We start from the raw sequence: 25,465 nt of genomic DNA on the forward strand, positions 1-25,465 counted from the left end.
TCCCCCTTCCCGCATCACGCTCCGTGCGGGACTCTCGCATATGGCGACATCCTTACGAGGAGGCATCAAGTGGTCGACGCGGATCAGACATTCGTCATCGTCGGAGGAGGCCTGGCAGGCGCCAAGGCGGCCGAGACGCTCCGAGCGGAGGGCTTCACCGGACGCGTGATACTGATCTGCGACGAACGCGACCACCCCTACGAGCGTCCGCCGCTGTCCAAGGGCTACCTCCTCGGCAAGGAGGAACGCGACAGCGTCTTCGTCCACGAACCCGCCTGGTACGCGCGCAACGACATCGAGCTGCACCTCGGCCAGACCGTCGACGCGATCGACCGCGAGGCCAGGACCGTCCGCTTCGGGGACGACGGCACCCTCGTCCACTACGACAAGCTCCTCGTCGTCACGGGCTCCGAGCCGCGCCGCCTCGACATCCCGGGCACCGACCTCGCCGGCGTGCACCACCTGCGCCGCCTCGCCCACGCCGAGCGGCTCAAGGGAGTCCTCGCCGCCCTCGGCCGGGACAACGGCCACATCGTCATCGCCGGAGCCGGCTGGATCGGCCTGGAGATCGCCGCGGCGGCCCGCGAATACGGCGCCGAGGTCACCGTCGTCGAACACGGGGCGACCCCGCTGCACAGCGTGCTCGGCCCCGAACTGGGCCAGGTCTTCGCCGAGCTGCACCGCGAGCACGGCGTGCGGTTCCACTTCGGCGCCCGGCTCACCGAGATCATCGGCCAGGACGGCATGGTGCTGGCCGCCCGCACCGACGACGGCGAGGAGCACCCCGCGCACGACGTCCTCGCCGCCATCGGCGCCGCCCCGCGCACCGGCCTCGCCGAGGCCGCGGGCCTGGAACTCGCGGGCCGCGAGCACGGCGGGGGCATCGCGGTCGACGAGATGCTGCGCACCTCCGACCCCGACGTGTACGCCGCCGGCGACGTCGCCTCCTTCCACCACCCCCTCTTCGACACCCGGCTGCGCGTCGAGCACTGGGCCAACGCCCTGAACGGCGGACCGGCCGCCGCCCGCTCCATGCTGGGCCGCGGCACACCGTACGACCGGGTGCCCTACTTCTTCTCCGACCAGTACGACGTCGGCCTGGAGTACTCGGGCTGGGCGCCCCCGGGGACGTACGACCAGGTGGTGATCCGCGGAGACGCCGGCAAGCGCGAGTTCATCGCCTTCTGGCTGAAGGAGGGCAGGGTGCTCGCCGGGATGAACGTGAACGTGTGGGATGTCACGGACCCGATCCAGCAGCTCGTCCGCTCCCGGATCCAGGTGGACGCCGACGCGCTCGCCGACCCGCACGTCCCCCTGGACAGCCTGCTCCCCTGACGCACGGCGGCACCCGCCGCCCCACCCCTCCCGTGCCGGGGTCCGGAGCAGTTCCCCCGGACCCCGGCACGGCGTCCCTCACCTCGCCCCGGGAGTGTCCGTCCGGCCCCGTAGAATCACCACGTGGCCGGCAGGATCAACGACGAGGACGTGAAGGCGGTTCGGGACGCGGTCCCGATCGACGCCGTGGTGTCCGAGTACCTCCAGCTGCGCAACGCGGGCGGCGGGAACCTGAAGGGCCTGTGCCCCTTCCACGACGAGAAGTCACCGTCGTTCCAGGTCAGCCCCAGCAAGGGCCTCTTCCACTGCTTCGGCTGCCAGGAGGGCGGCGACACCATCACGTTCGTGATGAAGGTCGACCACCTCACCTTCTCCGAATCGGTGGAGCGCCTCGCCGGCCAGGCCGGCATCACCCTGCGCTACGAGGAGGGCGGGTACAACCCCTCCCACCAGCGCGGCGAGCGGATCCGCCTGGTCGAGGCGCACAAGGCCGCCGCCCAGTTCTACATCGAGCAGCTCGGCACCAGCCCCGAGGCCGACACCGGCCGCACGTTCCTCGCCGAGCGCGGGTTCGACCAGGCCGCCGCCGCCCACTTCGGTGTCGGCTACAGCCCCCAGGGCTGGGACCACCTCACCCGCCACCTGCGCGGCAAGGGCTTCACCGACAAGGAGCTGGTCCTCTCCGGCCTCTCCCAGGAGGGCCGCCGCGGCCCCATCGACCGCTTCCGCGGCCGCCTCATGTGGCCCATCCGCGACATCGGCGGCGAGGTCGTCGGCTTCGGCGCGCGCAAGCTCTACGAGTCCGACAACGGCCCGAAGTACCTGAACACGCCCGACACGGCGATCTACAAGAAGTCCCAGGTGCTGTACGGCATCGACCTCGCCAAGAAGGACATCGCCAAGAGCAGCCGGGCGGTCGTCGTCGAGGGATACACCGACGTCATGGCCTGCCACATGGCCGGCATCACCACCGCCATCGCGACCTGCGGCACCGCGTTCGGCACCGACCACATCAAGATCCTCCGCCGCCTCCTCATGGACAACGGCTCGGCCCGGGTGATCTTCACCTTCGACGGCGACGCGGCCGGCCAGAAGGCGGCCCTGCGCGCCTTCGAGGACGACCAGAAGTTCGCCGCCGAGACGTACATCGCCATCGCCCCCGACGGCATGGACCCCTGCGAGCTGCGCCTCGCCAAGGGCGACGAGGCCGTCGCCGACCTCGTCGAACCGCGCACACCGCTCTTCGAGTTCGCGCTGCGCCAGATCGTCCTGCGCTACGACCTGGAGACCCCGGCCGGCCGCGCCGCCGCCCTCGACGAGGCCGCCCCGATCGTCGCCCGCATCAAGAACAGCGGCGCCCAGCACGAGGTGGCCGTACAGCTCGCCGGCATGCTCGGCATCCTCGACACCCAGTTCGTCGTCAAGCGGGTGGCGCAGCTGGCCCGTTGGGCACGCGACCGCGGCGGCAGGGGACCCGCCCCCGCCGGGAACCGCGCCCAGCAGACGTACACCGCCGCCCAGGCCCCGACGAACGGCGGCCCGGCCCTCACCCTGCGCAACCCCGTCTTCGCCACCGAGCGCGAGCTGCTCAAACTCGCCCTGCAGCGCCCCGAACTGGTCGCCCCGGCATTCGACGCGTACGGCATCGACGAGTTCACCGCACCCCCGTACGCCGCGGTGCGCCAGGCCGTCATGGACGCGGGCGGCGCCGACCACGGCGTTCAGGACCCCCAGGAGTACCTGATCCGCGTCCGCGACGCCGCCCCGGACGACGCCGTACGGGCCATGGTCACGGAACTGGCGGTCGAGGCGATCCTGCGCAAGACGGTCGACGAGACGTACGCGGGCGACCAGCTCGTCGCGGTCCGCCGCCGCGCCGTCGACCGCCGCATCCGGGAGGTCCAGGGCTCCCTGTCCCGGCTCAGCGCGGGCGGCGACCCGGCCCAGCTGGCAGCCGTGCAGAACGAGTTGTGGGTCCTCCAGCAGTACGGGCAGGCGCTGCGCGAGAAGGGCGCCGAAGCCCTCTGAGGCCGGCCCGGGCCCGCGGGGCCGGGGTGGTGCGCGCGGTCGCGGCGGGGCGCGCGGGCGGCGGGACGCGTCCGCGGGGGCCCGGCACATGCCAATCCCGGACCGTCTCCCACCGCTTTCGGCTCCGCTGAACTGCGCACTCGTCCGGAACGGTCACCAGGCGGTCACGGACCGGACGCAAAAAGTCACCGCACGCCCCTCGTGGCGGCGATGTGTCGTACTCCACACTGGGTTCCGGTGCCTGAGTCCTCGGAGCGCGGCCGACCCGCACGCGACGGGTTCCCTTTTCCCGCGGTTCCGCCAAACGACTACGGGATGGACAGCGGCGAGGCCGTCGAGCCCATCCCGGACGTACCGCTGCCGCACGACTCAGCAGCGACATTCCTGGAGGTCGCCCCCGTGCAGACCCAGACCCTCGCCGAGACCGACAACACCACCGTCACGGACGCGGACGCCGACGTCGTCGCGGCGGTACCCGCGCAGAGCCGTGCCGCCCACCACCCCGAGGCCGACCCGGACGGCCCGCCGCAGAACCCCGGGGCAGAGGCGGAAGTGGAGACCGAGGCCGAGGAGCCCGCCGAAGTGCCGCGAGGCCGTGCCGCCGACACCGGCGGCCCCTCGTCGGACCTGTTCCGCCAGTATCTGCGCGAGATCGGGCGGATCCCGCTGCTCACCGCGGCCGAGGAGGTCGAGCTCGCCCGCCGCGTCGAGGCCGGGCTCTTCGCGGAGGAGAAGCTCCGCCTCGCCACGGACCTGGACAGCCAGCTCGCCCTCGACCTCGACAAGATCGTCGTCATGGGCCGGATGGCCAAGCGCCGGCTCATCGAGGCGAACCTGCGGCTCGTCGTCTCGGTGGCCAAGCGGTACGTGGGGCGCGGGCTGACCATGCTCGACCTGGTCCAGGAGGGCAATCTCGGGCTCATCCGGGCGGTCGAGAAGTTCGACTACGCCCGCGGCTACAAGTTCTCCACGTACGCCACCTGGTGGATCCGGCAGGCCATGTCCCGCGCCCTCGCCGACCAGGCACGCACCATCCGCGTCCCCGTGCACGTGGTCGAGCTGATCAACCGGGTGGTCCGGGTGCAGCGGCGGATGCTCCAGGAGCGCGGCTACGAACCCAGTCCCGAAGAGGTCGCCGCCCATCTCGACCTGACCGGCGAGCGGGTCAGCGAGGTGCTGCGGCTGGCCCAGGAGCCGGTGTCCCTGCACGCGCCCGTGGGGGAGGAGGACGACGTCGCCCTCGGCGACCTCATCGAGGACGGCGACGCCGCCTCACCGGTCGAGTCCGCCGCGTTCCTGCTGCTCAGGCAGCACCTGGAGGCGGTGCTGTCGACGCTGGGGGAGCGGGAGCGGAAGGTCGTGCAGCTGCGGTACGGGCTGGCGGACGGGCGGCCGCGGACCCTGGAGGAGATAGGCCGCATCTTCGGTGTCACGCGCGAACGCATCCGGCAGATCGAGTCCAAGACCCTCAACAAGCTGCGGGACCACGCCTTCGCGGACCAGCTCCGCGGCTATCTGGACTGACCCGTCCCCGGCAGGGGGCGCCGCCCCCGGACCCCCCGCTCCTCGAAGCCGGAGCGGCTGAAGGATCTTCAGCGGGGTCCAGGGACAGCGGCCGTGCCCTAGGGCCTGTCGTTTGGATCATGCGGCGGGTCGCGGGGCTGGGCACGCCCTCCCCCAAGCTCTTCGAGCAGGGGGGACCCCCAGCCGCGTTGTCGTCGGTTGCCGACGTCCCCCAGCCTTCGGCCGGGAGGTGCCCCCACCGCGTCGTCGCCCTCCTCCGCCTTGCAGCTGCACGCACCCAGCCCCGCTCGGCCCAGCCGACAAGGCACCGCACCTCGGCGCCGCCTGATCCAAACGACAGGCCCTAGTCGACCTCGGCGACCGCCTGGGCGAACTGGGCCTGGTAGAGGCGGGCGTAGGCGCCGCCGGACTCCAGCAGCTCGGCGTGCGCGCCCTGTTCGACGATCGCGCCGTCCTCCATCACGAGGATCGTGTCGGCGTCCCGGATCGTCGACAGGCGGTGGGCGATCACGAACGACGTCCGGCCGTGCGCCAGCTTCGCCATCGCCTTCTGGATCAGCACCTCGGTCCGGGTGTCCACGGAGCTGGTCGCCTCGTCGAGCACCAGGATGACCGGGTCCGACAGGAAGGCCCGGGCGATGGTGATCAGCTGCTTCTCGCCCGCGCTGACGCCCGATCCCTCGTCGTCGATCACGGTGTCGTAGCCGTCGGGCAGCGTACGGACGAACCGGTCGGCGTGCGCGGCGCGCGCCGCCTCCTCGATCTCCCCGCGGGTGACCTCCCGCGCGGCGCCGTACGCGATGTTGTCGGCGATCGTGCCCCCGAACAGCCAGGTGTCCTGGAGCACCATGCCGACGGCGGCCCGCAGTTCGTCACGGGAGATGGACGCCACGTCGACCCCGTCGAGGGTGATGCGGCCGCCCGTGACGTCGTAGAACCGCATCAGCAGGTTCACCAGGGTGGTCTTGCCGGCCCCGGTCGGGCCGACGATGGCCACCGTCCGGCCCGGCTCCACCGTCAGCGAGAGGTCCTCGATGAGCGGCTTCTCCGGGTCGTAGCGGAACGACACGTGTTCCAGCGCCACGCGCCCGCGCAGTTCGGCGGGGCCGGCCGAGACCGCCGGGTCCGCCGGCTGCTCGTCCGCGTCGAGGATCTCGAAGACCCGCTCCGCCGACGCCACGCCCGACTGCACCAGGTTCGCCATCGACGCGACCTGCGTCAGCGGCATCGAGAACTGGCGGGAGTACTGGACGAAGGCCTGCACGTCACCGATCGACAGCGTGCCGGAGGCGACGCGCAGTCCGCCGACCACCGCGACCAGCACGTAGTTGAGGTTCGAGACGAACATCATCAGCGGCTGCATGATCCCGCTGTTGAACTGGGCCTTGAACCCGGCCTGGTAGAGCTTCTCGTTCTGCTCGGCGAACTGCGCGGCCGACTCGTCGGCCCGCCCGAACACCTTCACCAGGTTGTGGCCGGTGTACATCTCCTCGATGTGGGCGTTGAGCTTGCCGGTGGTGCGCCACTGCTGCACGAAGTGCGGCTGCGAGCGCTTGCCGATCCGGGTCGCGACGACGAACGACAGCGGCACCGTGACCAGCGCGACGAGCGCGAGCAGCGGCGACACCCAGAACATCATCGCGAGCACGCCCACGATGGTCAGCAGCGAGTTGACGAGCTGGCCCATCGACTGCTGGAGGGTCTGCTGGATGTTGTCCATGTCGTTCGTGGCCCGGCTGAGGACCTCACCGCGCTGCCGCTTGTCGAAGTACGACAGCGGCAGCCGCGACAGCTTCGCCTGGAGGTCCTCGCGCATCCGGAAGACGGTCCTGTTGACGGACCGGTTCACCAGCCGCGTCGCGACCGCCATCAGCAGGCCGGCCAGCAGGAACGTACAGAGCGCGATCAGCAGGACGTTGCCGACGGCGTGGAAGTCGATGCCCTCGCCGGGGGTGAAGGCCGTGCTCTTGAGCATGTCGGCGACGGCACCCTGGCCGTGCGCGCGCAGCGAGTCCAGGGACTCGGCCTTGGTGGCGCCGGCCGGCATCTGCCGGCCGACGATGCCCGCGAAGACCAGGTCGGTGGCCCGGCCGAGGATCTTCGGGCCGACCACCGACAGGCCGACGCTGAAGACCACGGCGACCAGCATGACGTACAGCGTGGCGCGCTCGGGCTTGAACTGGGTGAGCAGCCTGCGGCCCGACACCTTGAATTCCATCGAGCGCTGGTCCGGGCCGCTCCCGGCCATCATGCGCCCCATCGGCCCGGCCATCAGGCGGCCTCCGCTTCCGTCAGCTGGGAGAGGACGATCTCCCGGTAGGTCTCGTTGTCGGCCATCAGTTCGTGATGGCGTCCGGTGCCGACGACCCGGCCCTCGTCGAGGACCACGATCCGGTCGGCGTCGCGGATGGTCGACACCCGCTGGGCGACGATCACCACGGTGGCCTCGGCGGTCTCCTCGGCGAGCGCCGCGCGCAGGGCCGCGTCGGTCGCGTAGTCGAGGGCCGAGAAGGAGTCGTCGAAGAGGTAGATCTCGGGGCGCTGCACGAGGGTGCGGGCGATGGCCAGGCGCTGGCGCTGGCCGCCCGACACGTTGGTGCCGCCCTGGGCGATCGGCGCGTCCAGGCCGCCTTCGAGGCGCTCGACGAAGCCCTTGGCCTGCGCGACGTCCAGCGCGTGCCACAGCTCCTCGTCGGTCGCGTCGGGGTTGCCGTAGCGCAGGTTGGTGGCGACCGTCCCGGCGAACAGGTACGGCTTCTGCGGGACCAGTCCGACCGTTCTGGCCAGCAGCTTCGGGCCGATCGTCGCGACGTCGACGCCGTCGACGAGGACCTCGCCGTCGGTGGCGTCGAACAGCCGGGGGACCAGGCCGAGGAGCGTCGACTTGCCGCTGCCCGTCGAGCCGATGACGGCGGTGATCTCCCCGGGGCGTGCCACGAGGTCGACGGACTTCAGGACCGGCTCCTCGGCGCCCGGGTAGCGGAAGCCCGCGCCGCGGAGCTCCAGGTGGCCGTGACGGCGCAGCTCCAGGACGGGCGCGAGGGGCGGGACCACGCTGCTGTCCGTGCCCAGGACCTCCTGGATGCGCTCGGCGCAGACCTCCGCGCGCGGCACCATCATGAACATGAAGGTGGCCATCATCACGGACATGACGATCTGCATCAGATAGGCGAGGAACGCGGTGAGGTCACCGATCTGCATGCCCCCGCTGTCGATGCGGTGGGCGCCGAACCAGACGACCGCGATGGACGACAGGTTCACCACCGTCATGACGATCGGGAACATCAGCGCGAGCATCCGGCCGGTGGCCAGCGACGTCTCGGTGAGGTCGGTGTTGGCGCCCTTGAAGCGCTCCTTCTCGTAACCGTCGCGGACGAACGCGCGGATCACCCGGTTGCCGGTGATCTGCTCGCGCAGCACCCGGTTCACGGTGTCCAGGCGCACCTGCATCGTGCGGAAGAGGGGGCGCAGCCGGCGCACGATCAGCGTGACGCAGATGCCGAGGGTCGGCACCACGGCGATGAGCACCGCGGACAGCGGCACGTCGAGGCCGAGGGCCAGGATGATGCCGCCCACACACATGATCGGGGCCGACACCAGGAGGGTGAACGTCATCAGTGCGAGCATCTGCACCTGCTGGACGTCATTGGTGGTGCGGGTGATCAGCGAGGGCGCCCCGAAGTGACCCATCTCACGGGCGGAGAAGGACTGGACGCGGTCGAAGACGGCGGCCCGGACGTCCCGGCCGACCGCGGACGCCGTGCGGGCGCCGTAGTAGACGGCTCCGATGTTGCAGACGACCTGAGCCAGCGAGATGCCGATCATCAGGGCGCCGAAGGACAGGATGTAGTCCGTGTCCCCCTTCACGACACCGTTGTCGATGATGTGCGCGTTCAGCGTGGGCAGGTAGAGCGTGGCGCAGGTCTGCAGGAACTGCAGCAGCACCAGGAGGGCGATGGGTTTCTTGTACGGACTGAGGTGGGTCCGCAGGAGTCGTATGAGCACGCGGGGTCTCTCGGGATCGTCGACGGCTGGGTGATCGGCGGGCGCTGGATGGTGCACCACCCCCTATCGTCGGACACTCCACCGGTGTTACCTCAAGCGAATAACCCAAGTGCGGACCAAGAACCGGCCATGGCTCCGTCCGGGGACGTACGCCTGGTCGGATCCCGTGAGCCGGTCCGAACCCGTTACGCCCGGAACGCCCCGGGATGCGTCTGTTCCCGTACGGACACGTACTGCTGGCGTACGGCCTGGCCCACGGCGAGTTCCTCGCCCGGCTCCAGCACCTGGGCGACCGGACCCTGCCAGTTGGGCGGGTTCCGCGGGTCGAGGGTGCCCTGGGAGGCGCCGAGGGCCCAGGCGGCCTGGCGGGCCGCGCCGAGCGCCGCGTAGTCCGCGGGCTGCGGCACCACGACCGGCGCGCCGAACAGCGCGGGCGCCACGGCCTGGACGGCGGGAAGCTCCGCGGCCTGGCCGAGCAGGAAGATCCGGCGGACGTCGACACCGCGCCCGCGCAGGACGTCGAGCGCGTCCGCGAGCCCGCAGAGCATGCCCTCGAACGCCGCCCGCGCGAGATGCTCGGGCCGCATCGACTCCCGGCGCAGCCCCGCCAGGGTCCCCGCCGTGTGCGGCAGGTTCGGCGTGCGCTCGCCCTCCAGGTACGGCAGCAGGACCAGCCCGTGCGAGCCGGGCGTCGACTTCATCGCCAGGTCGGACAGGCCCTCCAGGTCCGGCACGCCGAGCATCTCGGCGGCGCCGCGCAGGGCCCGTACGGCGTTGAGGGTGCTGACGACCGGGAGGTGCATGCCGGTCGCGTCCGCGAGGGAGGTGATCATGCCGGTGGAGTCCACCAGCGCCTCGGTGTGCACGGCCATCACGGAACCGGAGGCGCCGAGCGACACCACCGCGTCGCCGAGCCCGATGCCGAGCCCGAACGCCGCCGCCATGGTCTCGCCGGTGCCGGCGGATATCAGCAGCCCCTCGGGCGTGGTCCCCGCCGCGTCGGCCGGGCCGAGCACCTCGGGGAGCGCGGCCCCATGGCCGAGTGCGAGTTCGATGAGGTCGGGGCGGTAGCCGCCGGTCGCCGCCGACCAGTAGCCGGTGCCGGAGGCGCCGCCCCGGTCCGTGGTCCTGCGCACCGGCCGGCCGAGCAGCTGCCACACCAGCCAGTCGTGGGCCTGGAGCAGCATGGCGGTCCGCCGCGCAGCGTCGGGTTCGGTCTTGTTCAGCCAGCGGAGCTTGGTCACCGGCTGGGCGGCCTGCGGGACGCTGCCCACGGCCTGTGCCCATGCCTCGCGCCCGCCGAGCGCGTCGATCAGATCGGCCGCGGCGACCTGCGCCCGCTTGTCACCGCCGACCAGCGCGGGCCGCACGGTGTTGCCCTGTACGTCCAGCGGGACGAGGCCGTTCTGCTGCGCGGACACGCCGATCGCCTGCACGCCTTCGAGCAGGCCGCCGCCGGCGGCCTCGCCCAGGGACAGCAGCCAGGCCTGTGGATCCACGTCGGAAGGACGTCCGCCGCCCTCGGCGCCGTCGAGCGGGTGCGGCGCGTAGCCCTGCCGCAGCACGGTGCCCGTGTCCGCGTCGCAGACGACGATGCGAGTGAAATCGGGCGAACTGTCCAACCCGGCGACTATCCCCATGGGCGAAATTCTGCCGTACGACGGGGGGTGGCGGCGCCGGGTGGGTGCACGAGATCCGGCGCGGCCCCTGATTCCCCTGGTGTCACGGGTGTGCCGGTCAGGTGTTGCTGGTGCCCCAGTCGTCCTGTCCGGCCCCGCCCGTGTTCCGCTGCCGCAGCGAGCGGACCCGGTCGGTGACCGAGTCGGGGACGCGGTCGCCCACCTTCTCGCTCACCGTGTGGAACGCCTTGCCCGCGATCGCGCGGCCCTGCTGGGCGGCGGTCTCGGCGGTGTTGCGCACCGCCGGGTTCTGCGAGACCTGGCGAGCGGACTTCCTCAGCTGTTCGTAACGCTCTCGCCCGGCGCGCGTGCCGAGCACGTACCCCAGGGCCAGTCCGGCGACGAATGTGAGCTTGTAGCGCATGACAGCCACCCTTCCCTTGCGTCGGCATCGGTACGGAGGGAACCGATTGGCGGAGCACCCCCCTGCTTGCGCTAATGTATGTGTCGCAGCGAGCGCACGCCCCCTGGCGAATACCCAGGTAGGTGCGTTCGATGCAACGAGACATTCCCCTGTAGCTCAATTGGCAGAGCAGCCGGCTGTTAACCGGCAGGTTACTGGTTCGAGTCCAGTCGGGGGAGCTCGGTCTCCTGTAGCTCAATTGGCAGAGCAGCCGGCTGTTAACCGGCAGGTTACTGGTTCGAGTCCAGTCGGGAGAGCAACGGAAGAGGACCCCTCAGGGGTCCTTTTTCATGTCCGGGGGAACCGCTCGGGGCACGCCGAAGTCCTCATGGTCGTGCGATGCCGACCATCCGAAGCAGGAGATCGTATGAGCGGCTATGCTGCGGCAGACGGCGCGCACAAATGTGCGCGGCGCGCCGTAACGGGGCGGTAGCTCAGCCGGTTAGAGCAGCGGACTCATAATCCGTCGGCCGTGGGTTCGAGTCCCACCCGCCCCACCACACGCTACGCGTGAAGAATCGATGCGACCAGCAACTTCGCTGGTGGATCAGGCGAGTTGAGAGCCCGCGAGGGCGCCCCGCCCGACCGTGGAACCCCGGTCGCAGGGCCCTCGCGGAGGCCCCCCCTTCCGCCCAACTCGCCCCTCACCCGAACGGCCTGACCGGGCCTCGGACGGAGTACACGCGAGCCGCCCCGAGGCCGTACCGGAGAGGCCCGCGGCACTGATCGCGGGGCCTTCACAAGGCCCCCTCCGGGCGGCCGCACCCACCGGATCCCGCGCCGGACCCCCAGGCGCCCTCCAGGACACCCGCCGCACCGGTCCCGTCCCGGTCGGCGCCGGTCCCGTCCCGCTCCGCACCGGGTCCGCACCCGGTCCGCGGGGCCCGTCTCCTCCCCGGGGGGACGAGAGCGCCGTACCGAACATGCTGCTCGGAGGGTAGGAGCCGTTCTCCGTGGGCACCATGCGTCTAAGCGCGTCGGTGATGACGCGGGGGATCGTCAGTCATGAGGAGGGGTCATGAACCGTCAGATCCGGATTCGCGTCAGCCGCCGGCCCGCAGCGCCGCGCGAGATGCCGATCGACCGCAGGACCCCGTCGGGGCGCATCCTGCCGTACTGAACCGGCCGTCACTCCCAGCCGGTTCCGCTGTTCCCCGCCCTGTTCTCCCTCCTTCTCCTTCACCCTCCTTCACTCTCCTTCTCCCGCTCCCGCTCCCGTCCGGAGCCCGCCGAGCCGCGAGTGGCTTGATCTGATGGTCAGGTTGACTCACGAACTCGTTTCGTCGTACATCCGGGCGGGCAGTCACTCGGCAGCGTTTGTCCCGGTCCGTCCGGACCGAGGGAGGGGGAGCGCTGTGCGTGACCATGTGCGTTCGGCGGACGGCCGGTTGCTGCGCGTCGAGATCTCGGGGGACCCACGGGGACGCCCCGTGTTCCTGCTGCACGGCATGCCCGGCAGCCGCGTCGGACCGCGGCCCCGGTCCATGTTCCTGTACCAGCGCGGCACCCGGCTGATCAGCTACGACCGCCCCGGGTACGGGGGATCGGACCGGCTCCCGGGACGGCGCGTCGTCGACGTCGTGCAGGACGTCACCTCCATCGCGGACGCGCTCGGCATCGAGCGGTTCGCCGTGGCCGGCCGGTCCGGGGGCGCCCCGCACGCGCTGGCCTGCGCCGCGCTGATGCCGCAGCGGGTGACCCGGGCCGCGGCCCTCGTGGGACTCGCGCCGCGCGGCGCCGAGGGGCTCGACTGGTTCGCCGGGATGGCACCGTCGAACGTCAACGAGTTCCGGACCGCGTTCACCGACCCGGACCGCTTCACCGCCCGGCTGATCCCGCGGTCCGCCGCCATCCGCCGGGACCCGGTCCGCCTCCTGGAGGACCTGCGCCCCGAACTCACCGCCGACGACCGGCAGATCGTCTCCGACAACACCATCCGCTCGATGCTGCTGCGCAACTACCGCGAGGCGCTGCGGACCTCCCCGTACGGCTGGATCGACGACGCGCTCGCCCTCACCGGGACCTGGGGCTTCGAACCGGCGGACATCCGCGTGCCGGTGCTGCTCTGGCACGGGGTGAAGGACGTGTTCTCCCCGGCCTCGCACTCCTCCTGGATGGCCGCCCGGATCCCCCGGGCCACCGCCGTCCTCGAACCCACCGCCGCGCACTTCGCCGCGCTGCGGGCCCTGCCCAAGGTGCTCGCCTGGCTGCTGGCCGACACCCCGGTGTGGCCCGGCAGCAGGAGGAGCCGCGCGGTGACCTCCGGCGCGGGCGCCCACGCCGACGTCCCGCAGGCACCGTCCGGCCGGGCGCGCTCGCAGGCTGCCGCCGCGCTCTGAGGATTCCGGGCGGTGTGCACCCGAAAGGGCCCGCGGTCCGGTCGGTCACCGGGCCCCGGCACGAGACGGGGCCCCGCTCACCGGACGCCCGTCGCGACCGTTCCCCGACGTCCGGAGTGCGTCTCCGTGCCGGGGCCCCGGCCCACCGGCCCGTGTTCGCGACGTGAGACCCCGACGTCGTCGGGGCGCCCGGAGCAGCCGGCCCTCGGCCACTCCGGGCGCCCCCGCGCCTCACACCGCCAGCGGTTCCAGGTCCCGGTAGATGCGGCGGTCGTCCGCGGCGACGCGGGTCAGGCCGTTCTCCTCGCCGAGCAGCGCGCGCAGCTCCGACAGGGCCTCCTCGCGCAGCCGGCGGGCCTCGTCACGGCGGCCGAGCGCGGCCAGGGTGAGGCCCGCGTTCGCGACGACCGCGAGGGTCTCCGGGTGGTGCGGGCCGAGCACCGTACGGAGGGTCACCATCGCCTTCTCCTCCAGGTCGCGGGCCTCCTCCAGCCGGCCCTGGTCGGCGAGGACGTTGGCGTAGTTGACGCCCGTGAACAGGGTGTGGGGGTGCTTCTCGCCGAGGACCTCGCCCATCCGCCGCAGCACCTTGCGGAACACCTTCTCCGCCTCCTCGGCGTCGCCGCAGCCCCAGTGGAAGATCCCCAGGTTGTTCAGCGCCGCCTGGGTGTACGGGTGGGCCTCGCCCGGCACCTTCATGTACTCCGTGAGGGCGTCCCGGGCCACCTCGCGCGCCGCCTCCCGCTCGTCCGCCGCGAACAGGTCCGCCGCCATGTTGAGGTCGCAGGCCAGCGAGTCCGGCGTCGGCGCCTCGTACTGCTGCCGGTACTGCGCGCGCGTCGCCGTCGTGAGCCGGCGGGCGTCCTCGAACTCGCCCGCCCGCCGCAGCGACACCGCGAGGGACTTGGCGCAGCTCAGCGTGCCCGGGAAATCCTTGCCGAGGATGCGCTTGTGGGCGTCGTAGGCGCGGGAGAGGAGGGAGACCGACTCGCCGTAGCGGCCGACCTCGCGCAGGTCGCGGCCGAGGCGGGCCGCCGAGGCGAGCGTGTACGGATGGTCCGGGCCGAGGACCTCGGTGCGGCGGTCGAAGGTCTCCTGGTCGAGGACGCGGGCCTCGCCGTACCGGCCGACCATGCGCAGCGCCAGCGCGAGGTTGTTGGCGGCGCTCAGGGTGCGGCGGTGCGACTCGTGGAAGATCTGCCGGAACCCTTCGTGCGCCTCGCGCGCGTAGTCCACCGCCGACTCGTACACCCCGAGTGCCGCGAGGTCGCTGGCGAGGCCGGACATGGTGACGTACGTGTGCGGGTGCGTGGGCCCGAGGACGCGCTGCTGGCGCTCCAGGAGCGCCGTGTTGATGTCCCGGGCCTCCACGTAGCGGCCCTGGGACCGCAGGACGTTGCCGAGCTGGCAGCGCAGGTACAGGAACTGCACGTCGTCCTCGCCGAGGATCGGCTCCCAGTGGGCGAGGAGCTCCTCGGCGAGCGCCTGCGCACCGGGGAACTCGCCGCGCTTCCACAGATAGCGGACGCGGTCGATGAGGAGCCTGCGGGTGGCGGAGTCGGTGCAGTTGCGGGCGTCCGAGGCCGCAAGATGCGGCCAGATGACCGCGAAGCGCGGCCAGGTCTCCGGGTCGTCGATCGGTTCGTCGCCGTCGGGCCGGCAGCCCGCGAGGACCGTGTGTACCACGTGCCGGGCCTGCCGCTGCTCCTCCTCGGTGAGCTGCGACCGGATCACGGCCTGCACCAGCCGGTGGACCTGGATGCTGTTGCTGACCTGGTCGACCTTGGCGAGCGCGAACCGGCCGATCTCCCGGATCACCCGGCCCAGCAGCAGGCTCTCCTGGAGCGCCGGGTCGTACGGCCTGAGGGCGTCGATCATCTCCTTGCTGTAGAGCAGGTGCGAGGAGATCGGCTCGGCGGCCAGGAACGCGCACAGCTGGAGCAGCCGCACCGACGCCGGGGACCGTTCGCGGAGCCTGGCTATGGAGATGTTCCAGGTCGCGGCCACCGTCTGCGGATAGTCCGCGGGCTGGTTGAGGTCCAGGACCTCGGTGGTCTGTTCGGCGAGCTGGCGCAGGTAGTCCTCGATCGGGGTGGCCGTCTCCGCGAGCCAGGCCGCCGCCTGCTCGACGGCCAGGGGCAGGTCACCGACCGCCGTCGCGACCCGGTCGGCCTCCTCCACGGTCAGCCCGGAGGCGCGCCGGGTGAGGTGCTCGACGCTCTCCTCGCGCAGGAACACGTCGATGGGCAGGGAGGCGCCCTGCTGCGCCCACGCCTGGTTGCGGGAGGTGACGAGGATGTGGCCGCCGCCACCGGCCGGGAAGAAGCGGGTGAGGCGGGCCGGGTCGTCGGCGTTGTCGAAGATCAGGATCCACCGCTTGGTCGGCGCCCCGCGGGCCAGCATCTGCACGGCCTCCTGGCTGGCCAGGTTGATGTCCTCGCCGCTGGGCGCGCCGATGCGGGCGGCGAGTTCGGCGAGCGAGGAGACGACGTTGCCGGGGTCCTCCGCGGAGATCCACCACACCAGGTCGTAGTCGGCCATGAACCGGTGCACGTACTCCAGCGCCACCTGGGTCTTGCCGACGCCGCCGAGGCCGTACAGCGCCTGCGGCTGCGGCAGCACGACGGAGATGCCGCCGCCGAGCTGGTCGCGGACCCGGTCGAGGATGACGTCACGGCCGGTGAAGGTGTTGTTCCGCTGCGGCGCGCTCCAGATGGCCGGGGTGCTGCCCGGGAACCGGGGCCCCGCCGCGCCCGGTTCGACAGGCCGGCCCGGCAGTTCCAGGGCGCCGAGGAGCGCGCCGACGCACTGGGCCTCGTCGAGCCGGTGCAGGTCGACCGGATTGCGGTCGAGGTAGGACTGCGGGAGGTGCACCTCGTCCACCCGGACGGGGACGACGCTGCCGTGCGCCGCGTCGTGCGGGGCCTCGTCCTCGGCGTCCGTCAGGGCGCGCCAGAGGGGGTCGGCGTGCCGGGACTTGCGGAACGCCTTGGACAGCAGCACGAGGGTGCGGGTCGCCGGGTCCGGGCGGTCGACGGGGCCGGACGCGACGTCGTGCGGGGTGACGCGGCAGCCGGCCCGCTTGAGGAGCGACTCGATCCAGTCCGCCCACACGCGGTTCTCCGCCGTGTACGCGATGACCACGTCCGCCGCGGTGGAGATCGGCCGCCGCCTGAGGAAGGCGTCCCGGCAGCGCAGCCGCACCGGCTCCGGCACCGGCGGCAGGGCGGTCACCGTGCCGTCCGTGATGACCGCGGTGAGCCGCTCGAAGGCGGACAGCAGCGAGTTGGCGATGCCGCTCTCGTCGCCGACGGTCGCGAGGGTCTCCTCGTAGGCGTAGTACGGGCGGTACGGGATCTCGACGGCACCCCAGTAGGCGGTCAGCTCCTCGCCCGCCATCTCCTCGCCGCCGAGCCCCTTGGGCAGTCCGTCGAACTTCAGACGGGCCAGCGCCCGGCCGGCGTCCACCTTCTCCTTCTCGCCCTCGTCGATGCGCATCGGCACCGGCAGGACCCGGATGGGCCGCTTGCGGTAGCCGTCCTCGACGCTGCGGGCGACGGCCGCCGCGCCGTCGAGGGACTGGTCGCTGAGCGTGAAGCAGTCCACCAGCACGTCGGGCATCTGGATGGTGCAGATGTCGGCGTTGTCGGAGAGCCCGGTACGGCTGTCGATCAGCACGTAGTCGTAGGAGGACCGCATGTCGTCGCGCAGGGCGTCGAGGAAGAGACCGCCGCCGAGCCGTTCGTAGAAGTTGTCCCACTCGAAGGAGGACACGCTCGCCGAGTACGAGCGGTCCTGGCGGCCGGCGGAGAGGAAGTCGAGCGAGCCGCCCTCCTGGAAGCGCAGTCCGAGGCGCTCGGGCGTCAGGGAGATGGCGTGCTGCTCGACCCGCGCGTAGTCCCGGTGCCACTCGCCGGAGCGCTGGGTTCCGGTGGTCGCGGCCCACGCGTACTCGTTGATGATGTCGATGACGCCGGTGGTGGCCGCGAGCGCGTTGGGGTCGAGGAAGGGATGGAAGAAGCGGTGCAGGCCGGGAGCCTCCAGGTCCCAGTCGACGGCGAGGACGCGCCTGCCGTTGGCGGCGAGGATCCAGGCCGTGTTGGCCAGGGCCATGGTGCGGCCCGTGCCTCCCTTGTACGAGTAGAAGGTGATGATCCGTCCGTCCTGCACGGCCGTCATGCTTCTTCTCCTCCGTGGTCGGATCCGCCTTCGGGCAGCGGCGGGTGGGTGGGGCCCATCAGACGGGGCCGGCGGACGGCCGGGCCCGCGGGCGGATGCGCCTCGGCGTGCTTCAGGTACTGCCGGGTCGCGTGCGCGACGACGACAGGGAGTACGTCGGTGAAGGCCTTCAGCGTGGGCACGCCGTTGACGGCGACCCGGCAGTCCGCGCGCCGCCCCCGGTCGAGGATCAGCGGCAGCGTCCGTTCGAGCTCCGCCGCCAGTCGCCGGCCCTCCTCGCCGTGGCACTGGATGTCGGTCCGGTTCCAGGGGACGACCGCGCTGATCCACGGCCGGGCGCTGGCGTCGAACGCCTTGAGCCTGCGGGCCCGTTCCTCGTCGGTGAGCGCCCAGCGGTCGACGAGCAGGATGCCCGGATGGCTCGGTCCCGCCTTCTCCGTGTCGTCCGCGCCCAGGTCGTCGTCGGTGGTCTCGTCGTCGAACGAGGACACCGTGATCCGGTAGTCGAGGGAGCGGATGAGCTCCTCGGCGAGCGCGGGCAGCGAACGGGTCGACTCCGAGTGGTACGGGTTCCAGTCCTGGGCGTCCTCGCCGTACGGGCGGGTGTCCCGGTGCTCGGGGATGCTGTGCCGGGTGGGCGCCGCCACCGTCAGATGGATCCGCCGGGGTCCCTCGCCGCGCGGCTTGAACGCGCTCGGCGTGCTCTCGTAGGGGCGCGGTCTGCTGGACGGCAGCGGGGACTCCTGCGCGATCTGCACGATCCGCTGGGCGAGGCCGAGCACCGTCTCCTCGTACTCGTCACGCAGCCGGTTCAGCTTGATCAGACCGTAGATGCCGTTCGCGGCGTAGCGGTCCCCGAACTGGGCGTGGTCCACATGGATGTGCCGTACGGAATCCGGGAGTTGGGCGTAGTCGATATGCGTCCACAGGGCCGGGACGATCGCCTGCACGGCGCCGTTGCTGGTGGCCCGGGCCCGCAGAATGCGTTCGTTGAAGGCGAACCATTCCCGCCCGCAACTCTCACTGGTGAAGTAGCGCGGCGAGAACAGCGGAACGAACACACGGCAGTTGGCGAGGTTCTCGCTGAGTTTCTCCGGCCACCCGTCGCCCGAACGCATCTCCCGGTCCATGAACCCGGCGGGCACCCCCGCGGGCAGGTCGGTCAGGGCCATGATGTGGTCGCACAGATCGGTGAAGAGGACCTGCACCCAGTGGTCCGGGTCCCCGCCGCCGGGCCCCCAGGCCGGTGTGTGGGCGTAACTCAGAAAGAAGTACGGCCGGTTGTCCGATGCCCGTTCAGGTATGTCCACGCGCCCCCCTGCCTGTGGATTTGACCCCTACGGGATGTTCACCTGGCCGGAACCCACAATCTTCCCGACCGAGGCCCCGCGCGGGTCGCCTCTTTCACGTCAATCCCTGGCGATATCCAGACATCTGGACCCCGGCGAGATCGACGGCCTCCCGCATCCCGAAGAGCCGCACCGCTCTCCCCGCCATTTCCCGTTCCACCGGGAGATCACGCGGCAGCCGCGCCCCGATCGCCCCGAAGTCCCCGTCGTACAGGGTGATGTCCTCGTACGAGATCCAGTGACCGGGCCGCCCGATCACACAGGAGTACGAGCGGAGCGGTGGCGTCGGCCGCAGCCGGTACTCGGCGAGGTGGAACGCGCTGCACACCTCGAACCCCACCCGGAACAGCAGGACATGGGCGCCGGCCGCGTAGAGCGCGCCGAGCGGGGAGCGTTCGCCGAGGTGGCAGTCCGGGTCGTGGACGCCGAGCAACTCGGCCGACCGCGGGCCGAGTCCGGCCAGTGAGGTGTGCGGGTGGGTGCTGCGGGCGGCGCCCGGCGTGGTGCGGACGCACTCGGCGAGCACGCCCATCGTCGGGCAGGGCGTGGTCGGGACGTCGAACGGTGGCCGTGACGCGCGGAACGCCCGCTCCTCCTCCTCGGTCATCCCCGCCGTGAGCTCCTGGTAGGCCCGCGAGGTGAACGAGTTCTCCGGCGAGAACGCGGGCACGACGAGGGTGCCGTCCGGACCGAGCGCGTCGAGCAGCGCGTCCCGCACCGCGGCGGCCCGCAGGCCACTGCCGCCGAGGGAGGCGTGCACCATGAGGACGCCTCCGCGCGGAACACCCACATCCCTGAATAAATCGTCCAGTTGGCGCGCGTCAGTCACGGTGGCCGGACCGGCTCGTAGGGAGCGCGCTCGCCGCCTGCCTCAGCTCGGCGCGCAGCTCGTCCGCCAACACCGCACCGGTCGCGGTGAGTTCGTGGGCGGGGCGGGCCGCCAGCAGGTCGAGGGCGCGGCCGGCCCGCTCCAGTGCGGCGGTGTGCTCGGCCGCCTCGCCGGCCCAGTACGCGGCGTTGCCCAGCTCTCCGCTCGCCTCGTCGAGCAGCCGGCCGGCCCGGTTGCCCGGCACGTTCAGGTCGGCCGTCTCGCGCAGCGCCCGCAGACGCGCCAGCCGTGCGGCGCGCGGCAGTTCCCTGACCAGGTCCTCGGGCTCGAAGTCCACGGCCAGGCCGATCGCGCCGAGCCCGTGCGCGCCGAGCCGTACGCCCGTTCCGGCGGCGAGCGGAGTGACGGTGGTCAGCGCCACCGCGTGGACGCGGCCCCGCTCGAGAGGATGCCGCTCCTCCAGCAACACGTAGGCCCGGCGCAGCCGTTCGGTGAACCGGGCGAGGCCGCTGGGGCCCAGCGGCTCGGCGACCGGCACGGAATAGCAGTCGCGGAGCGGGTCGGAGTCGTCCAGGAGCAGCAGCGTGCCGTCCGCGAGGGGGACCGTGGGCACGGGGCGCCACCCGGCCGAAGCCTCACCCGGGGTGAACTCGTCACCCCAGAGGGTGCTCACCCGCAGCTCGCCGGCCTTCACCGAGACGGCCACGGGCCCCGCCTCCCGCAGGGTGAGGGTGCCCAGCGCGGGCAGGTGCAGTGCGGCGGTGGGGTGGTCCCAGCGGAGTTCGAGGTCGGCGCGGGCGCGGACGGCGACGGCGACGGCCGTCGCGGCGAGCGGCGCGGCGGAGGCGGGGTCGTGCAGGGCGTCCCTCAGCGCGGTGCGGACGTAGGGGTGCGCGAGAGTCCTGTCGAGGTGGGGGGCGACGTCGGGGGCGCCGTCCAGCTCCAGGAAGGCCCTCCACACGCCGGACCAGTCGGGCTCCGCCCGGTGCCGGTCGGCGGCGGCCGCCAGGAGGGTCCTGTTCAGCTCACCCTGGTGCCAGACGAGGTCGTCCGTGCTGCCCACGACGGGGGACAGCGCGCGGTCGGTGATCCGCTCCGCCACACCGTCGACCAGCGTGCGCAGGTCTTCGCAGAAGACGGACGGGTTGTCGAACGCGCCCTCGCTGCTGTAGCGGTGCGCGTAGAGGCCCCCGCCGCAGGATTCCACGACCGGGCACGAGCGGCAGGTGTCGCTGAGGCCTGCCAGGCCCGACTGGCGCGCGCGCACACCGGGGTGGAGCGCGAACTCGTCGAAACTGTGCTCGACGACGTCGTAACCCGTCGCGGGGGCGCCGTCGTATGCCGTCTTCAGCGAGTCGGCCTGCTCGAAGCTGCCGTCGGTCTCGACGACCGCGAGATCACTGGGGGCGAGTCCCATGGCCTCCGTCAGGCTCGGTCCCCCGCGCAGGGTGCTGAGAACCGAGTCGAAGGTCCGCACCGGGACGGTGCGCCCCTGCTGCTCCCAGTGATCGAAGATCTTCAGGAGCCAGTCGGCGTACACGGTCGGAGCGTCCGCGGGCCGGGGGGGAGGGTTGTCCCACGTGGAGTGCGGAAGGAGGTAGTCGATCCTGGGCGGGTCGAGCGCCACCAGCGCTTCGTGCACGGCGATCGGGTCGTTGGCCACGTCCACGGTGCACAACAGTCCGCTGTAGAGGTGCCTGTACTCCTCCGAGCGCAGCAGGCCGATGCCCTTCACGGCCCGCTCGTAACTGCTGCGCCCGCGGCGGTCGAGCCGGTGGCGGTCGTTGGAGGAGCGGTCGCCGTCGAGCGAGACGCTGACTTTGACGCCGAATTCTTTGAATACATTCAGATGGCGGGTGTTCAGCTGCACACCGTTGGTGTGAATGCGGAGGTCCAGCGTGGTGACCGGGGTGATAACGCGTTTGAGTTCCGCACAGATGTTTCTCATCCGGGAGGGGCCCACGAGAAGTGGTTCGCCACCGTGAAGGATCACGGAAACCGAGGGGAGTTCATGTGCTTCCGCATAGGCCGCCAATCTCTCGGCGACCCTTCCGACCGTTTCCTCGGAAATTACGGTCGGGCGCCCTTTCCAGCTCTGATCGGCATGCTCGTACACATAGCAGTGGTCGCAGGCGAGATCGCATCTGCTATGGATCTTGAGGACGAGTTGCTGCAGCTTCACCCGGTGAAGGGTAGCGTCAGGCCGCCACCTCGAGGGCCGTCAACTCCATGATCAATCAAGGGAGTTGGCGCCTCGTGGACACAAACGTGGGCGCAGCCGGCGGCGAGGTCCCACCGGATGCGCCCAGAGCGGGACGGGTGGCCCCTACAGCGCCGAGTCGAAGGTGATCGGCTTGATCGGACGCCTTTCGAGGACGTCGGTCATGCGTCCCGTGGACGCGGTGATGGCCGACAGGGGAGTGTGCTGCCTGGGCAGGGACTCAGGAGCGGTCGAGTGCTGCGGCGCCGGCGTCACCGAAGGGTTCATGTGAGGACTTTCGACTCTGAGGCTACATGTTTTTTGGCCTTCTCAGCCGGACCCTACAGGAGATCAACAACATTGGCCTGGGGGATCGGTGGATTCCCGGCGGATTCTGCGGTATGAGGGCCAGGTCAATACCGGAGGCCGGCCGGGTCGGGCCAGTTGATCCGCCCAGGTGAATACGGAACGTCCGTTCGGCAGGTGCAAACCGGTCACAGCGGTGACTGCCAGATGAACGGAGAGTCCGGGCCGCCGCCGGCCGCCGGGGAGTCGTCCCGGACGGTGAGCCGCACGGCGGGCCTGCCGTCCGGCAGGGCGGCCGTCGCGTCGACGGCGACCTCGATCCGGGAGACCCCGGTGCGCCGTGAGGCGACGGCGAGGGCGCGGCGCAGGGCGGCGACGAGGTGTCCGGCGACGGACTCCGGGATCCGGTCCTCGACGGGGCCGGTGAACCGGACGGACGGCTGGAAACCGAGCGGGGCTCCCGCGCCCGCCGTCTCGCGCAGCACCTTGCCGCGGAAGGTGGTGGGCGCGTCGGCGGGCGGCTGCTGGAGGGCGAAGATCGCGGTGCGGACCTCCTGGATCGTGGACTGCAGCTCGTCGACGGCGTGCCCGAGCGTCGCCCGCACCTCCGCGCCCTCGCCGTCCCCCGGCTTGCTCGCCCCCGCCGCGTCCGTCGCGCCGACGGTCCCCTCCGCCCGGCTCCGGCGCAGCGTGGACTCCAGCATCATGCCGGTGGCGAACAGGCGTTGGACGACCAGGTCGTGCAGGTCGCGGGCGATGCGGTCGCGGTCCTCGTAGACCGCGAGGCGCTCCCGGCTGTGCCGGGCACCGGCGAGGACGAGTGCGAGCGCGGCCTGCGAGGCGAACTGGGTGGCCAGCAGACGTTCGACCCGGGTGTAGGGGCGGTCGCCCCGGGCGCGCGGCAGGGCCAGCGTGCCGATGAGCCGGCCCTCGGTCTCCAGGGGCAGCATCATGCTCGGCCCGAACCGGGAGCGCACCGGCGTCGTCATCCGCGGGTCGGTCGCCGAGTCGTCGATGAACACCGGCTCCCCGCCCAGGAGTTGTTCGAGGACCGGGCTGCCGGGCGTGATGGTGGTCCCGACGATGCCGTCCGGGTCCTCGTGCGTGGAGGCGGCCACGATCTCCATCCCGCCCTCCGGGGTGGGCTGGAGGATCACCCCGGCCGCCGCACCCGCGAGGAGCCGGGCCCGCTCGGCGACCGTCAGCAGCGCGTCGTCGGCGCTCTCCCCGGTGAGCAGGGCCGTGGTGACGGCGGCGGCGCCCTCGATCCAGCGTTCGCGCTGCCGGGCCGTCTCGTACAGCCGGGCGTTGGCGATCGCGATCCCGGCCTGGGTGGCGAGGAGCCGGACCACCTGCTCGTCCTCCGAGGTGAAGGGGCCGCCGGACCGGTCCGCGAGGTAGAGGTTCCCGAACACCTCGTCACCGACACGGATGGGGACGTCCAGACAGAGGTCGGGGGCGGGGTGCGGGTCGGCGTCGGCCCCGGTTTCGGCGCCCGCCTCGGCCCCGGGGCCCGCCCCGGTGGCCGTTCCGGTCCCGCCGCGGCTGTCGCCGGGGCCGGTGCTGTCGCCGTGTCCTTCACCTTCGCCGTCGCCGTCGCCGGTGGTGCTGGTGCCGGTGCCTTCGCGGTCGGCGCCGTGCTCGTGCCGGTCGCCGGCGTCGTGCCCGGGGCCGGCGCCGGCGCCCTCGGCGGCCGTTCCGGGGGCCGAGGGCCGGTCGGGCGCCGTCGTGCGGATGCGGACCAGGCCGTCCCGGCCCGGGTCCGTCGTGCCGAGGGCCGCGGACCGGGCGCCGGTCAGCTCCGCCGCCGCGTCCACGATCCGCTGGAGCGTGGCGCGCAGTTCGAGGTCGGTGCCCACGCGCAGCACCGCTTCGAGAAGGGGAGGGAGCCCGGGGACGGGATCGGGCCCGCGGCCGGGTACGTGTGCGGGACCGGTCATGCGAGACCCCCGGGCACCGGGAGTCAGCCGGCCAGCGGGTCCAGGATCAGCGGCTCGATCTTGCCCTCCAGCATGTAGCCGAGTCCCTGGACGGCACAGACGTCGGGCCGTTCCGCGATGTGCACCGGCATGCCCGTCGCCTGCCGCAGCATCTGGTCGAGGCCCGGCAGCAGCGCGCTGCCGCCGACCATCATGATCCCGCGGTCGGCGAGGTCGGCCACCAGGTCGGGCGGGCAGGTGCGGAGCACCTTGCCGATGCCGTCGAGCACCGCGGTCAGCGGGGTCTGGATCGCGTTGCGCACGGCGGCGGTGTCGACCTGCACGGAACGGGCGAGGCCGGTGGCGACGTCCCGTCCGTGGATCTCGGTGAGGGCCGGTCCGTGCGGGGTGAGCCCGTTGCCGGAGAGCGCGATCTGCAGGGGGCGTACGGCCTGGCTCGGCAGCATCAACTCGTGCTGGTGGCGCAGGTGCTGGACGATCGCGTGGTCGACCGCCTCGCCGCCGACGGGGATGCGCTCGGCCGTCACGATCGAGCCCAGCGACAGGACGGCGAGCTGGGTGGCGGCGGCCCCGCACACCATGATCATGGTGGCCTCGGGCCGTTCGACGGGCAGACCGCAGCCGACCGCGGCGGCGATCAGGGTGTCCACCAGCTCGACCCGCCGCGCCCCGAGGCCGACCAGCGTCTCGATCGCCGCGCGCTGCGCCAGCGGGTCCGCGTCGTGCGGGGTGCAGGCGGCGGCCCGCAGCCGGGGCTTGCGGCGCAGCGCGCGGCGCACCTTGTCGCCGAGCAGGTGACGCAGCATCCGCTGGGCCATGTCGATGTCGACCACCGTGCCGCCGGAGACGGGACGCACGACCCGGATGTAGTCGGGCGTACGGCCCGTCATCTTCTCCGCGAACTCACCGACCGCGATCAGCGCGCCCGTCTTCGTGTTGATCGCCGCGACGCTCGGCTGGTCGACGACCAGGCCCGCGCCCTTCACGTACACGCGGGTCCTCGCGGCGCCCAGGTCGACGGCGAAATGGCAGCGGCGCAACTGCTCCAGGCTGGCGGTCATGGCGGGTCCTCCCGAGAGCGCAGACCGTGTGGGGCTCCGCCGGGCGGCGGTCCTCTCTTCGCATCCTCGGCGCGCGGGGCGGGCGCCGCCCTTTGTGGGGGGCCGGGCGGGGTGCCGCTGGACGGGTGGTCTTCCCCCGCCCGCTCCCGCGCACGGCCGGAGTGGTCCGCGCCGGGCTCCCGGAGTGCCCGTCCGGCCGGCGGCATCCCCGGTCGGCGCGGGCCGATGACGGATGGTCAGCCCGCCCGGGTCCGGTCACCGGGACGCCCGACTGACACCGCGTCAGTG

The 25,465-nt window shown here is 72.0% G+C and carries 15 protein-coding genes and 3 tRNA genes; 7 read left to right on the forward strand and 11 right to left on the reverse strand.

Features of this window, described 5'->3' with window-relative positions:
* Window positions 1-69: 69 nt before the first annotated feature.
* The 3 genes from OG406_RS26915 to OG406_RS26925 all read left to right on the forward strand — a co-directional run bounded on the left by OG406_RS26915 (window position 70) and on the right by OG406_RS26925 (window position 4,887).
* Window positions 70-1,335: an NAD(P)/FAD-dependent oxidoreductase gene (locus OG406_RS26915; protein WP_329188208.1), complete on the forward strand. Its 1,266-nt coding sequence runs from the start codon at window positions 70-72 to the stop codon at window positions 1,333-1,335.
* 123 nt (window positions 1,336-1,458) lie between these two features.
* Complete coding sequence (dnaG, locus tag OG406_RS26920; protein WP_081217151.1) at window positions 1,459-3,363, forward strand: DNA primase; 1,905 nt, start codon at window positions 1,459-1,461, stop codon at window positions 3,361-3,363.
* A 237-nt stretch (window positions 3,364-3,600) separates the two neighbouring features.
* Window positions 3,601-4,887, forward strand: coding sequence for an RNA polymerase sigma factor (locus OG406_RS26925; protein WP_164370731.1), 1,287 nt, complete (start codon window positions 3,601-3,603; stop codon window positions 4,885-4,887).
* 343 nt (window positions 4,888-5,230) lie between these two features.
* Here OG406_RS26925 and OG406_RS26930 read toward each other — a convergent pair whose 3' ends face one another.
* From OG406_RS26930 to OG406_RS26945, 4 genes are all read right to left on the reverse strand, one after another.
* Window positions 5,231-7,159 (reverse strand): ABC transporter ATP-binding protein, encoded by a 1,929-nt coding sequence (locus OG406_RS26930; RefSeq protein WP_164370732.1) that lies wholly within the window; start codon window positions 7,157-7,159, stop codon window positions 5,231-5,233.
* Window positions 7,159-8,892 (reverse strand): ABC transporter ATP-binding protein, encoded by a 1,734-nt coding sequence (locus tag OG406_RS26935; protein ID WP_164370733.1) that lies wholly within the window; start codon window positions 8,890-8,892, stop codon window positions 7,159-7,161. The genes OG406_RS26930 and OG406_RS26935 overlap by 1 nt, the downstream gene beginning before the upstream one ends.
* Before the next feature lie 185 nt (window positions 8,893-9,077).
* On the reverse strand, window positions 9,078-10,532 hold the full coding sequence (locus OG406_RS26940) for an FGGY family carbohydrate kinase (protein ID WP_164370734.1): 1,455 nt from the start codon (window positions 10,530-10,532) through the stop codon (window positions 9,078-9,080).
* Between the two features lie 97 nt (window positions 10,533-10,629).
* A complete protein-coding gene (locus OG406_RS26945) occupies window positions 10,630-10,935 on the reverse strand; it encodes a YtxH domain-containing protein (protein WP_164370735.1) in 306 nt (101 codons plus the stop codon).
* Between the two features lie 145 nt (window positions 10,936-11,080).
* Here OG406_RS26945 and OG406_RS26950 point away from each other — a divergent pair.
* The 4 genes from OG406_RS26950 to OG406_RS26965 all read left to right on the forward strand — a co-directional run bounded on the left by OG406_RS26950 (window position 11,081) and on the right by OG406_RS26965 (window position 13,313).
* Window positions 11,081-11,153, forward strand: a tRNA-Asn gene (locus OG406_RS26950).
* 5 nt (window positions 11,154-11,158) lie between these two features.
* Window positions 11,159-11,231, forward strand: a tRNA-Asn gene (locus tag OG406_RS26955).
* Between the two features lie 166 nt (window positions 11,232-11,397).
* Window positions 11,398-11,474: transfer RNA gene (locus OG406_RS26960), tRNA-Ile, on the forward strand.
* Between the two features lie 855 nt (window positions 11,475-12,329).
* Window positions 12,330-13,313 (forward strand): alpha/beta fold hydrolase, encoded by a 984-nt coding sequence (locus OG406_RS26965; protein WP_164370736.1) that lies wholly within the window; start codon window positions 12,330-12,332, stop codon window positions 13,311-13,313.
* A gap of 231 nt (window positions 13,314-13,544) precedes the next feature.
* On the opposite strand, the gene fxsT is transcribed toward OG406_RS26965, so the two are convergent.
* The 7 genes from fxsT to OG406_RS27000 form a co-directional block, all read right to left on the reverse strand.
* The gene (gene fxsT / locus OG406_RS26970) at window positions 13,545-17,492 is read right to left on the reverse strand and encodes an FxSxx-COOH system tetratricopeptide repeat protein (RefSeq protein WP_266613522.1); all 3,948 of its coding nucleotides are present in this window, start codon (window positions 17,490-17,492) and stop codon (window positions 13,545-13,547) included.
* Window positions 17,489-18,802: a TIR-like protein FxsC gene (locus OG406_RS26975; RefSeq protein ID WP_266848645.1), complete on the reverse strand. Its 1,314-nt coding sequence runs from the start codon at window positions 18,800-18,802 to the stop codon at window positions 17,489-17,491. Before OG406_RS26975 ends, fxsT begins: the two co-directional genes overlap by 4 nt.
* Window positions 18,803-18,896: 94 nt before the next feature.
* Window positions 18,897-19,604 (reverse strand): AAC(3) family N-acetyltransferase, encoded by a 708-nt coding sequence (locus OG406_RS26980; protein WP_329188215.1) that lies wholly within the window; start codon window positions 19,602-19,604, stop codon window positions 18,897-18,899.
* 58 nt (window positions 19,605-19,662) lie between these two features.
* Entirely contained in the window at window positions 19,663-21,852 is a 2,190-nt protein-coding gene (gene fxsBH, locus OG406_RS26985; protein WP_329188216.1) for a radical SAM/SPASM protein FxsBH, inactivated beta-hydroxylase extension form, read from the reverse strand.
* 144 nt (window positions 21,853-21,996) lie between these two features.
* Window positions 21,997-22,158 carry a hypothetical protein gene (locus OG406_RS26990; protein ID WP_164370741.1) on the reverse strand — a complete coding sequence of 54 codons (162 nt, stop codon included), beginning with the start codon at window positions 22,156-22,158 and terminating at the stop codon, window positions 21,997-21,999.
* Between the two features lie 206 nt (window positions 22,159-22,364).
* Window positions 22,365-24,116, reverse strand: a complete 1,752-nt coding sequence (locus tag OG406_RS26995) for a GAF domain-containing protein (RefSeq protein WP_329188218.1) — start codon at window positions 24,114-24,116, stop codon at window positions 22,365-22,367.
* A gap of 23 nt (window positions 24,117-24,139) precedes the next feature.
* Window positions 24,140-25,177, reverse strand: a complete 1,038-nt coding sequence (locus OG406_RS27000; protein WP_081217139.1) for a rod shape-determining protein — start codon at window positions 25,175-25,177, stop codon at window positions 24,140-24,142.
* Between the last annotated feature and the right edge of the window lie 288 nt (window positions 25,178-25,465).

It is taken from the genome of Streptomyces sp. NBC_01428 (assembly GCF_036231965.1).
Lineage (GTDB): Bacteria > Actinomycetota > Actinomycetes > Streptomycetales > Streptomycetaceae > Streptomyces.

What these genes read in the sequence shown, in the direction of transcription:
- OG406_RS26945 (WP_164370735.1), bottom strand. Translation starts at nt 10,935, where the DNA reads ATGCGCTACAAGCTCACATTCGTCGCCGGACTGGCCCTGGGGTACGTG.
- fxsT (WP_266613522.1), bottom strand. Translation starts at nt 17,492, where the DNA reads ATGACGGCCGTGCAGGACGGACGGATCATCACCTTCTACTCGTACAAG.
- OG406_RS26980 (WP_329188215.1), bottom strand. Translation starts at nt 19,604, where the DNA reads ATGGTGCACGCCTCCCTCGGCGGCAGTGGCCTGCGGGCCGCCGCGGTG.
- OG406_RS26930 (WP_164370732.1), bottom strand. Translation starts at nt 7,159, where the DNA reads ATGGCCGGGCCGATGGGGCGCATGATGGCCGGGAGCGGCCCGGACCAG.
- OG406_RS26940 (WP_164370734.1), bottom strand. Translation starts at nt 10,532, where the DNA reads ATGGGGATAGTCGCCGGGTTGGACAGTTCGCCCGATTTCACTCGCATC.
- OG406_RS26995 (WP_329188218.1), bottom strand. Translation starts at nt 24,116, where the DNA reads ATGACCGGTCCCGCACACGTACCCGGCCGCGGGCCCGATCCCGTCCCC.
- OG406_RS27000 (WP_081217139.1), bottom strand. Translation starts at nt 25,177, where the DNA reads ATGACCGCCAGCCTGGAGCAGTTGCGCCGCTGCCATTTCGCCGTCGAC.
- OG406_RS26990 (WP_164370741.1), bottom strand. Translation starts at nt 22,158, where the DNA reads ATGAACCCTTCGGTGACGCCGGCGCCGCAGCACTCGACCGCTCCTGAG.